The sequence below is a fragment of the Vibrio sp. 10N.261.51.A4 genome, assembly GCF_041471945.1.
Lineage (GTDB): Bacteria > Pseudomonadota > Gammaproteobacteria > Enterobacterales > Vibrionaceae > Vibrio > Vibrio crassostreae_C.
Window position 1 is genome coordinate 1 of the sequence record NZ_JBFRPJ010000033.1, and the last position, 12,093, is coordinate 12,093.

The 12,093-nt window shown below is 43.4% G+C and carries 8 protein-coding genes; all 8 read right to left on the bottom strand.

All coding sequences use genetic code 11. The features are described from left to right. The coding region (locus tag AB4384_RS08660; protein WP_372098183.1) for a conjugal transfer protein TraG N-terminal domain-containing protein at nt 1–5,141 on the bottom strand (5,141 nt) is incomplete at its 3' end. A gap of 3 nt (nt 5,142–5,144) precedes the next feature. Continuing rightward, complete coding sequence (locus AB4384_RS08665; RefSeq protein WP_162299037.1) at nt 5,145–6,551, bottom strand: conjugal transfer protein TraH; 1,407 nt, start codon at nt 6,549–6,551, stop codon at nt 5,145–5,147. Continuing rightward, entirely contained in the window at nt 6,538–7,065 is a 528-nt protein-coding gene (locus AB4384_RS08670; protein ID WP_136987106.1) for a hypothetical protein, read from the bottom strand. The genes AB4384_RS08665 and AB4384_RS08670 overlap by 14 nt, the downstream gene beginning before the upstream one ends. A 152-nt stretch (nt 7,066–7,217) precedes the next feature. Further along, nucleotides 7,218–8,165, bottom strand: a complete 948-nt coding sequence (gene traF / locus AB4384_RS08675) for a conjugal transfer protein TraF (protein WP_372050546.1) — start codon at nt 8,163–8,165, stop codon at nt 7,218–7,220. 3 nt (nt 8,166–8,168) lie between these two features. Then, the gene (locus AB4384_RS08680) at nt 8,169–8,714 is read right to left on the bottom strand and encodes a hypothetical protein (protein ID WP_081231361.1); all 546 of its coding nucleotides are present in this window, start codon (nt 8,712–8,714) and stop codon (nt 8,169–8,171) included. A 34-nt stretch (nt 8,715–8,748) separates the two neighbouring features. After that, on the bottom strand, nt 8,749–9,378 hold the full coding sequence (locus AB4384_RS08685; protein WP_154723888.1) for a hypothetical protein: 630 nt from the start codon (nt 9,376–9,378) through the stop codon (nt 8,749–8,751). Between the two features lie 272 nt (nt 9,379–9,650). Then, the gene (locus tag AB4384_RS08690; RefSeq protein WP_136987110.1) at nt 9,651–10,145 is read right to left on the bottom strand and encodes a hypothetical protein; all 495 of its coding nucleotides are present in this window, start codon (nt 10,143–10,145) and stop codon (nt 9,651–9,653) included. Between the two features lie 3 nt (nt 10,146–10,148). Further along, on the bottom strand, nt 10,149–11,195 hold the full coding sequence (locus AB4384_RS08695) for a ParM/StbA family protein (RefSeq protein WP_136987111.1): 1,047 nt from the start codon (nt 11,193–11,195) through the stop codon (nt 10,149–10,151). Nucleotides 11,196–12,093 lie beyond the last annotated feature (898 nt).

The following is a 12,093-nucleotide window of genomic DNA, read 5'->3' on the forward strand; positions in this document are numbered from 1 at the left end:
GCTTCAAAGCTCGTTGACGCTAAATGTGCATCGCTTTCTTTAGAGATGAACTCATTGTCTGCACCTGTAAGCGCCGATCCCATGTCATTATCTGAGCTCGCAGTAAGGTCACTATTCGACTGACTAGAGCCAGTAGAAGCCAACATTTCATTACGGGCGCTCGGCAATTCCTTTGTCCCGTTAGCTATCTGAATAGCTTCATCTGAGTTAATTTCTCCACTTTGAACCGCATTGAACACTTCAATGCCTTCATCAGCAGTAAGTTGGCCACTAGCAATAGCCTCCATCACAATCTCTTTATCTCCATCAGCCATACCACTGAACTGTGAAGACTCCAATAATGCTAGGTCCATTGAACCGCTTCCGGTAACAGAAGGCGAACTTGAATCAGTGTCGTTGAGTGATGCTAGTTTGGTTTGATTCCCCATTTTGTAATCATTTTGAGAGTCCTCACTAGTTCCCGTGCCTTGATTACCGTTATTGGAGTCAGTGGATGCATTCACCAATTGGGTCTGATTTGTTCCCGTCTCCTTCTCTGAAGTATTAGGGCGTTGTGTATTTGCAACAGCATCAGTTGCCTTTTGAGTAGGAGCACTCGCCAGTTGTGTTGCTGACTCTACATTGCCCGACTTTGCTACTGAACTTTCAGTACGTGAGTTAGCTGGTACTGTCTCAGCCACTTTCTGCGGTGATGCGCTTGCCACTTGTGAACTTTCAGGGCGTGAGTTCGTAGATACAGTGTCAGAGGTCTTCGACGTCTCTACCGTTTCGGCTGATTTATTATCAGGAGCTACCTCTTGATTGCTTTGCACTTGGGTATGCTGATTATTACTGTCCTCTGGCTGTAATGGGCTACTAGGTAATGCGCTAACAACCATTGAAGCTAGTTTGGAGAAACCTGTTTGATCATTGCCTTGGGTTTGTTGTGTCGTTGTTTCCTTTGAATTATTTGCCTCTGTTGGTTGCGCATCAGGTTGGGTATTTTCTGTTGAAGCAAGCATCTCCTCTTTCTCTTGCAACGACGTAATTGCCTGATTAGCGGTCATTTCACCTGAACTTACAGCATTGAACAGTTGAGCTCCTTCTTTTACAGAAATCGTATTACTGTCAATGGAGTCAAAGATTTGTGATTTCTGTTCGTCACTCATACCACTGTTCTCTGATGCCTCCATAAGTGCCAAGCTTTGCGCTGCAGTTTCAGCGAATTTTGTCATTGAACTTGGTACTGGTGACGGCTCATTTGACGGTACAGAACCCGGCATTGCTGTGTTCGCTACGGTGTCATTAACACCCGTTAATGGAGTTGTTCCGTTAGATTGGCCCTCTTTAATTGCAGCTTCATTTTGCTCTTTACCTGTCGCTTCAAGTTGTGACAACTTCACTTCATTCGGTGTATCTTTAGATGCGTGGTAAGCTTTCTGGTGTTCGGCCCCATCCTCTGTTCCAATCTGCAGATAATGTTTAGATAACAATTTGCCATTTACGACATCGTAATTCTTATTGACCTCAGATTGATTTGATAGATTCGAAACTTGCTCATCAGTAAGGGATGTACCAAGTGTTGAGGCAACATGAGCAACGTTGTTGTAATCAATGTCTCTGAACCCGTCCTCAGAGCCACCCATAAACAGTTTATAGTCCTCTAACGCTTCCATGGTGTATTTGCCCGATGCAAGTCCACCGACTTCTTTGGCAAATGACTCATCCTCAGACATTTCCGTTCTTAGTTGTTCTATATTCCCAACCGCATTATTGTGATGCTTGATTTCAGTGTCACTGAGTAGCCCATCTTTATTGAGCGTGTTCTCATCACTGGTTAACGCGATCACAGCGGCACCATATACACCTTCGGAATTAGTGGTGAGTCCAAAATCACGAGCACTTGGGTTAGTTGCAATTTGTGGTCTTGTTAGTAAATCAGCACCTTTATTCAATGGTGATTCTAAGTGCTTCATGTTTTCTGCGGCAGGCTCTGATAGCTGTTGCGCTGTCGCAGAGTGAAACTGAGAAACTAGACCCGCTGCAACGTCATTTACCAATCCACCAGCATCTTTCGCAGCACTCTTAACTTCTTGAGAAATTGGAGTTGGATTAACTGTATCAGTGGCAGTTTCAATGGCCTTAATTTCATCTGTTTTCTCAGGCGCAACTTTTGATGCATTGGCGCGAGCCTTATCAACATTTTCCCCGTGCTCATCTTTGATATTTTTGGTGGTCAATAATGTACCAACCTCACCCAGTCGTTCATCTCGTGTTTTCTCAAAGCCTTGCTGGTGTCTTTGAATTTCTTCCGGAATGCCTGCTACGGCTGAGTTGCTGGTGGTATCTTTCACAGACCCTAAATTGTTACTCATCGTGGCAAAGTTTTTCGACATATCATTAAGTGCTTTGTCACCAATCAAGAAGTCGGCTTCATTGAATTTCTGCGAGATATCCATCAAGCCCGATTTCATTGAATTCATGTCTTTAGCGGTCGCCACTTCTTGATATTGATTAACCATTTCACTTGAGAAAAGTACTGCTGCAGCACGACCCACATCTCCGTGATAGTATTTAGATGCATCACGTTGTATTTGGAGGTTTCGGGCCTGAGCATTGGCATCAACGACTCTACGCTCCTCTGGGCTCATGTTGGCCATCTCACTTTCGGTGTTATAACCATTAGCCACCCACTCTTTAAATTCCTTATTGTTTGCCGCATTTGTAAAATTGGTTGAATAATTTTGATTCAAACCTTTTGCAACACCCAATGCGTGTTGCGTCGTTTCTTGGAATTGTTTCGCAGCTGTATAACTTTTCAGGTCTTGAATAGCATTTTGTCCCGTTTCGCCCCAACCTGTCGTTCTTGAAAGACCATGAACCTTTTGAATCGCTTCTTGACTAGTATATTGAGCACTGGTGCCGCCTTGTTCACTGGTCACGTAACCTAAGCTTGCCTGCAATGCCTCTGCCTCACGTTCCGTAAGGTTAAACCCGCCTTCTGCGTTAACCTGAACTCGGCCATCAAGACCAACCGAGAAATCACTTTTGCTTCTTGAACCCACTCGGTTTGTTTTTCCGGAACTCTTGTCATTACTCTTAGTGTCAGTAACTTGGACTCTTTCTGTTTTTGAATTGCCCTTATCTTCTATATGGCTAGTTCTCGTCACGGGGCCACGTCCGTGTCGTCCTGCAGCCTGAGAGCCCCCCTGCGTATTCGACATTGTTTTATTATTTTTTCCATTACTGTATTGGGTAGAGTCAGAAGCTTGAGTCGACGTCTTTGCACTCTCAGAGTTTTGCTGTGTTGAATCCTCTCCACTTCCCCAACCGAAACTTCCGCTACCCGAGCCACCACCACCCATTACTAACTTACCCATCAATTGAGTAATTTCTTGAGTATCTAGATTGGTGTTTTTCTGTAAACCTTCACGCACCTGCGATGCAAATTGAGCATTTTCAGAATATTGATGACTATCACTACCGTTCGCACTTTTTCCTTTTTGAATCTGCGTCATAAGCTGAGAAAGCTTGCCCCATGACTGTTGATGTGAAGCTTGGGATGATTGAACTCGCGACTCTGCCATACTTGATGTAAGGGATAAGTTACTGGTCATATTCGACATACCACTGAGTGTTGGCATGTTTTGATCTTGAATTTGATTTGTTGAATGAACCACACCGTTATCACCCATAGTCCAACTGTGATTACCCATTCTGAGTGAACCATTTTTGGCACCAACTGCAATATCTGGTGCGACAGCACTAGGATTAACATGTGCGGTTCCCCCGATCTTGCCAGCCATACTCACGGTTGCGTATTCGCCACCTTTCAAAAGCATATAAGCCAACATAGGAACCATTGTCGTCATGTAAGATGCGGTCGCTATATAACTTCGCGCTTCGGAATAGAAATTGGACAATCCCCCTATGGTGTATGCTGTTTGCTCAGTGATCGACGTTTCCAACGCATTTTGAATAGACCAATCGAGATAGAAGTTAATCAGAATCATCACAAATGGATACAATCCAACTAACACTAAGAATCGCATGTATGACGCGGCGATCTTAAAGCCCCCTTCACCAAAGATGATAAAGAAGGACATAAGTGGTGCAGCAAACCACACGAACGCTTCAAAAAATGAGATGGTGGCAGGGGCCATTTCAAGCCACAAGTTTCTGTCACCTGCCATAGTGAAAAGACGCTGTTGTTTCGCTTGATATTCCATAGCGTCAACAAGTTGGCCTCGTGCAGAATGACTAGCATCTAACCCCATAGCGTTCTTTTTGACGTGATAATCAAGGAAGTTATTCATTTGAAATGTGTAGCTGTCCATTGATGCAGAGCCCAACTGCTGAAGTGCAGAGCTTACTTGTGTCGCTGATATGCCTTTCGCTTCATTTAACTCATCGAGTCCGTCTGCTAATTTCGATTGGTCATTATCAATGTATGCGCTCAGTGCAGTGTAAGAGTCTTTACACGACATGAATGACGGTTGCCCTTCAAGATACATGTCGATGTACCAAATCGTTGAGCTGACCTCCATCGCGGCCCAAGCATCGACATTCGTCAATACATTGCCAACCTTCGCCTCTTGATAGGCTCCACCAACTTCCATGTCTTTGAACAAACAGCCATTCATGTAACTGTCTATGCTGCGTATGAAATCACTATCTGCATGCCCAATAGTACGAATATTCGGACTATTTACAGACCCTTCGATAGCCACCAGCGTTCTAAGTGCGTCTAAGTGTGTGCCTGAGTTCTGGGGCATCACAAAGATGTCACTCAAAATATCGATAAACGCGATAGGTACTTGAGTCGTTACAGCTCCACCGATAGCCAAACCAATAGGAATGTCAGTAAAATACGCTGAATCACCCGTACCAGCATGTTCGACTACAATGTCGACTCTCGGGTAGAAACACAGCATCCAGATAAGATAGCCCTTGCACACTGTTCCTAAGAATTCACCACCAATCTGACCCTTTTCAAAGAATTGTTTGAAGGCTGCAACGAAGAAGGAAAGAACTAATCCAAGACCGAACAAGTAGTTAGGCTGTCCAAAATCACCTGCTGATGGATCGAACGCCATCGACAAGCCAAGGAAAACTTGTCTAGCCCAATCAAAATTACCAATGGTATATATCAGAAATTCCATGACTTAGTTCTCCATACTCTTCTCGACTAACATATGCAAACGGTTCTTAGAGTCTTGTTGTTCATAGTGGCGGTCCACAATGTCCATCTGTATGTTCAACATTTCTCTTGCTTCTTTTATGTAGGCTTGGGCATTAGCATCGCTGTCGGCTTTAGCCGCGATTGCAACCGCATCCAAATACGCACGAGCAGATGTGAAAAATTGCATCGCAAAGTTGTACGCGTATTCATTAGCAATTGCCTCGTAGTAACCTTGGACCTCTGAACTTTTTCTGTATTTGGTCGCGAGTAAAGCTATGTAGCCATATACATCCATACCGCCACCCTGTATCACTGCTTTTTGAGTAGGACCAAAATCATTCGCACCGCGAGCACCTGTTCGATAGACCTCTAATACGCCTGCGGTCCCGTCTGTCGTTCCGTCCAACGCTTCTAAGAACTGTTTGTTCAACGGCCTCCAATCAATCGTTTCCTGAGTAACATCGAGACATTTAGAGCTGGCCACAGTATCTGGGTTACCGTCATTACACTTGAGCCTTGTCACTTGTTCTTGAGTATCAAAGCCACCAAAGGCGATATCTAGCAGAGTCAATGTCGCAGGAACCGGAGTTGTCGCAATTGAAGAGGTTTCGACACCTTGGCGGTCAGGGTCAGTGTTATCAGCAACATCTCGGATCTCGGTCCCAACTAGTGACATGACGGTTTCCGAAAATCTAGGGAAGAAGTCAGCGGCACCAACATTCATTTTTGATGTTCTCATGCCGTTAATTAGCAGGTTACCTGTCAGTAATTCCTCACCATTCTGAACTTTTTGGGAGAGCTCAAGCAATGAAGTGCCTGGGGCTATGTTTTGAAACCAATCAGCTGAATCTGTCGCAACACCAGTTGAGTTTGCGGCTTGACCGATTGCTAAAGCATCTCGGATTGATTGTTCATATGGGCCGACCGCGTTGGCCATTAATGCCTGACCCGCTTCACATGAGTTCTTGAAAAATTTGTTCCATTCATCCATCGCTTTTTTCAAGGCTTTGATGTTTGCAGCACACGTCGGACACAGAGCATCTAAAGCTAGGTTGAAGGCATACGACGCACTACCCGCTGCAATTTGTCTCATTGAGTTTTGGAGCATCCCTGTTAAATCTTTGATCATTGAAAATGAACCCAGATTAAGGTCGATTCCGTTACATCCGGCTTTCATCGACGGAACTTGAAAGTTCACGATATTTGGATCATGACTCTTAACACGGTATGAAAAAGAACCGAGTGCGATGGCGTTTTTATTACTGGTTTCGTAGTCGACAATACCATGACCTGTCGAGTACCCATTGAAGACGTCTTGCATTGGGTTGGCCAACACATTCATAGAGCATGTCAGCGAGGCGGCAACGATAAAAGACCTAATACGTTTCATAATTGATTGCCTCCTGCGCTTGTGCATTGACATTCTTTGTCAAACTTTTCTGTTGGTCTGATTCAGGCGAAGGGATAAACGGCAACACATTAAGTACCAACTCCTTCGCAATTTCGTAGCTGTCTTCAACCACTACTCGCTCATAAAACTGATATTCACTTGGTTCTAGAGTTTGAGGGTCAATAAGGTGAAGCTTGGCGAGTTCGTAGCTTGCTGACTCTGCAGAGCTATAAGCGGTCAAAGCTTCAGGGACCTCAAGAACGAGAGCTTCATAACGCAAAACTGGGAGCAAGCTTGAATAGAAATTAAGTAGGCTGACTTTCAACGCGTTGATGTCGCCTTTATTCGACGTAATAGCGCCAAATAGCCGCTCGTAATCGGGCATTTCTACTATTTGTCGAGTCGTCGATTGATGGGAGTTGGTAGTGTTTGATGACGTAATCACGGGCTTTTGTGACTCGTTAGCCATCACTAATGTACTGAATGTCAGTAGAACCACTGGTATAAGCTTCATGACCATATCCTGATAGAGAACTAGGATTAGTGTTACTTAACGCCAGTGCAAAAAATTCAAATAAGGAGCCTTTTTTCGGTAATTAACGTGCAACTGATATAAAAAAGCCTGCTCATTAACTAATGAACAGGCTCCAATTAACCGCGATAAAGTTAGTAACCTTGCTGTGCCTTGAGGTTCGATTCTAAGATTTCAACTAGATAGTTTGCGTCTGTTAAGGCTCTTTCTTCATCAATATCTTCAAATCGTGTAATTTGCTGTAGTGACTCAACTGCCGACGCGTCGTTAAATTGTTCTTCTGAAATCACATTGGCCGTCTTTGCCTGAATAAGAACCAATCTGACTATTTCACTTTCAGTCACAATGCCTTGTGAAATGGGCGCTACGAACTCACCGGAATTACCGACTAAAAACAAAGCAGGCACTCTTTGAACGCCTAGCTCTTTATACTTCTGCTTGGTATCCGGTTGATACTCAGGAAACATACCATTTTCCATTGGCGCTAAATCGATGCTGATCGCATTTACATTAAAGCCATATTTGCTCATGAGGCGTTGGACAATTGGTGCTTGGCGTTTACAGTAATCACAAGTGCTCTCAAAAAAGAACCATAACCCCGCTTGTTTTGCTACTTCTTGAACCACTTCCTGTTCTGCACGATTCTTAGCTTCATTCTTAGCATTAAGAGCAAAACTCGATGTTGGCCTTGCTTGTGTTTCATCAAGAAGAGGGTTGTTGATGACATCTTGCATCCACGCTTCCCTAAAAGCAGTCGCCTTGTCCATAATCACACGTTGCATGTATCGGGCTCGTTGGATGTTCTCCGGACTAGGGTCATTAATTGCTTCACCAACAAACTCCATAAAGTTCGCTCGAATCCATTTCGTCGACATAGGTTCAGGACCAGATTTTGCTGTACTTGGAGGGGCAATAGGGACTGGTGGAGGCACGGGCTTTTTGGGTTCTTCTGGTTCAGGCTCCCCATAAAAGTGCCAACCTTGAGCGGCACTTTTATCATTGACGAAATTTGCATCTGCCGTCGCGGTAGCTGCAAATGCAAGGGCGCATAACATCGATAAGCCTAGATAGTTCGATTTCATAATCTATACCTCAGCGGCTTTGGCTTTACGACGATTTCTCGCTCTTTCTGCACGACAATGAGCACAACCAGTACCAGGTCTTTCAGTGTGGCCAATATATTTTGTCCCACACTCACATTTGAAAATGTGGATCGTACCGTCACCGATACGATGAAGGAGTTGAACAAATCGATTGAAATTCACGTAAGCACGTATGTCTTCACTCGATTCATCAAATACTCTTGCATAAGCATCAAGCATCTTGTCGATATTGTCTTGAAGCGGCAATTTCACTGATGGGTCATTGGAGAGGATTGAATAATAAGCCCAAAGCTTATTCGAGATGGGAAACGCTTCCGGTACTTGATGAAGAAAGCTCGCATCTTTACCCATTCTTGATTTTTTAAAGTCTGTCTGCATTCGGCCAAGCTCATGTTGAGCAGACTTAGGCACTGAACCTAAAAGGTCTTTAATTGTGGCTGCGTTTGCACCAAAGCGTACAAGATCGAGTGCTCGCGTCTCCAATTTCAGCGCCATTTGAGACGCTGTGGATAATTGTATCTCGGACATATGACTATCCTTTCAAATTGTGAACAGACTGAATTTAGATCATATCGGTCAAGGTACGCATACGAATGCGTTCTACGCCGACATTGTGACTTTGAAATTCATGAGTCTCTAAGGCATTCAACATCTCAGCTTCAGTACCTTCGTGAAATACGAAAGGATTGATACCGGCAGATGTGAACCTGACAATTTGAAACAACTCAAAACTAGCAAACTTAGTGATTTCTTGTTGAGTTGCCATTAGCTCAATCATCGCAGAATGCGGATCTGTTTGAGCGAGGTTGTGCATTGCGAGAATTAGTGATTGGCACTGAAAACTCATCTCATCGGTAGAAGGTGTAGATTCAGAAGTGACATTGAGATAAGCGTTCAATCGTGTTCGATAATTTTCAAACTGGCCTGTTTCAATTGCGGTATTGAGAACCGATAAACCTGTTTGTTTAGTGCAGCCAGAACGTAATGGGGCAAGGGTAAAGATATGGTGCTGCATCTCTACAAACTTCTCTAGAGTATCGGGCTCGATACTTATAAATCGATCTACGTCGATGTTAGTCAGAAAGTTAATTTGAGCGGAGCATTCTCTGTTAGTTAAAACAGATTGGTGTGCAGCTGACAATATGCGAGCGGAAATTGCACGCACGGCTGCCATGTGGCCTAGACGTTTCATAAGTAAATCTTCCATGCTTTTACGCGGTTTGAACGATCCCAACATTGACCTTTCAAACACCTTACTAAGCTCACCACGAGCGTTGTTAGGTTGCGTTTACAGTATTGACGTTGTGTTCATTTATACGAAATTACGAATTCCATAATACGCAATTTGTTTTAGTGAACTCTTGGATTATTGCATAAATGTATAAAATCACAACAATGATTACAAAAAAACATACACATTCGCAATATTAATCCTTGACTTATTGCAAATGTACTATGTCAAAATCAACTGATTAATCCGCTTGAAGTCAAGTTATCAACCAGTTCCGTAGATACCAAATCTGCTGGGTCTGTCTGTGGTGATTTAGCTTCAGGTATCTGTGGAGAATTTTGGGAAGAACCGTGTTCGTTGTTGGTGTTCACGTTACCCAAAAATCGATTAATAATTGCTTCACCGGATTGGTGATATAACAGCCCCAATTGGAAAAGAATTGGGAGTAACCAACTTCGGTTTTCACAATGATTCAATTCGCTTAACAAAACTGGGAAATCACGTTTAGATATTCTAAATCGCTCATTAACCTTCTCGCCGTTGAACGGCATCGTAAGCTCAACTTGTGATGATATCTTTTCCCAGTTCGACTCGTGCAATCGCTTAATCACTGCGCCTTTGTTTAGTATTCGTCGCAACATGATGCGCTTAAACTTGGGACTATCTGGGATCTCGATAGCTCCCCTTTCCACCCAAGTCGACAGGTTAACATCGATACTATTACTCATAAGCTACGCAACCTTGTTTGAATTAACACCCGCGATTTGTCTAGCTAACTCAGCAAAACCAAGGCATACAGCAACTTCATGTTTCTCGACTAACTTCACAGTATGTCTCGGAAATGCACGTTCTAGCGCTCTCGCGAAATCGGGAGCTGGACCACCAGACACAATAAACTCTTGTATGTCTGATGCTTCACCAAGCATGTTTGTAAGTAAATCGACTGCTTCATTGCACAAACTGTCAATCAGCGGCAAGCAATCAAAGACACCATCAGCGACAGGGAAGTCATACGTTTCAGCAAATATTTCGAGCTTTTTCGTGTTGAATGCCTTGTCTACCAATTCGGTCCCGATGGACGTACCCAAAACCTCAGACAGATAGGTGCTCAGGCTTCTGAGAATTTTCCCCTGACCTAGTTCGAATGCCTTTGTACGTTCTTCGTCGATTGTAAGCCCCGTTGAAGTCAAGAAGTCGGTTGTTCCATAACCTGGGTCAACAGTAACTCTCGCTCGGTTCCCAAGCGCCTCCATAATCCCGCAGTTCATTTTCTTTGCTTCAGACTTTGCATGATAAGTAAGTGCGCCAAGTGGCTGCGGCAATACATGTGCCTGTTTTACTCGGATCACTCGCCCATCCACATGATGTTCACCAATCATAAAATTGAGTAGTTCATCTTTACGATCAAGTTGGTTTAATGGAAGACCAGCCACCAGCAAGTCAATGCAATCCGTTTTTAATAGACTTAAGCCACCGATAAACAGCGCCTTGTAAGCCGGACTTGAGATGTAACGTTTATTAAGAAGTCTTTCGTTGGCGTCAGCTGCTTTTGACAAAACTCCCGGCCCCACTTCATAACTACTTCCGTCAATGTTCACTAAAACCGTATTTCGCTGAGTTGTGCCAAACGATTCCAGTCGCTTCAGCTCTGTAGGATTCACCTTTACAGCTCTTGATGGGAAGCAATGGTAATAACAGTGATCGCCTGTTATTTCAGATGCAACGCAGGTGGTTCCAAAGCCTACATCTATCGCTGCAACTTCCAGTTGTTTGTTCATAATCAATCACTCCGATCATTTGTCTTGATGTCAAACCTAGTGATACACAAAAATTGATGATGGTTTAGCAATTAGTGAGGGTATTTTTCATGTTTATTGTTAGCTGTTGAAAAATATCGTGCATGAATCGAATAAAATCGTATTGCGTATGAGGAAAATCGAGATGCTTGGGAAATATTGATAAACACCGTAATAAATCGGTTAAGAAATGACATTTGTAGAAACAATTGAAAAAAATTGCATAACATCGTTTCTATTTTGGTGGGATTGGGAATTGTATGGGAAGATTTGCGCGTTCTTGAAAGCAATTAGCCAGAAATCGAAAATCGTTACTCAAAAGAACGTCCATCAACCGACATACACATTTTGAGCGGTATTGTTAATCCTTATTTTCAATGACGCGCCTTAACGAAAGTAATCTAGTTCTGATCATCACTGCTAATCAACCACCATGAAACGACAGTTCATTTCAGAATTTGGCATCACTGTCCCTACATATATCAATGGTGGTATCAAAATTCGACTAAAATTGAACCACCAAAACATTAGCACCTGCTAATAAATGAGATGTCTGACACCCCCCTCAATATATGTAGGGAATTTGAAAATGAGGATTTTATGAGTGTGGTGGACATATCTCCTACATATACATGGGGTGGTATCAAAAAGACGAAAAAGTGACTGGTGACAACGAAAATTCACACGAAAATTCAGCCTTTCGTCATATATTAGTGGTGGTGTACCACCCTCCGTATAGTAGTATTATAAAGGGGGAGCTAAAAAAAAGGCTCCCGCCAAGGGAGAGGTCGCTGGCGCATGGCAATTTAGAAAAGACCCTGCCCGAGAGTTAATCATTGACCGTGACACCCTAAGAATCGGAATCGACCCTGCCCGAGCA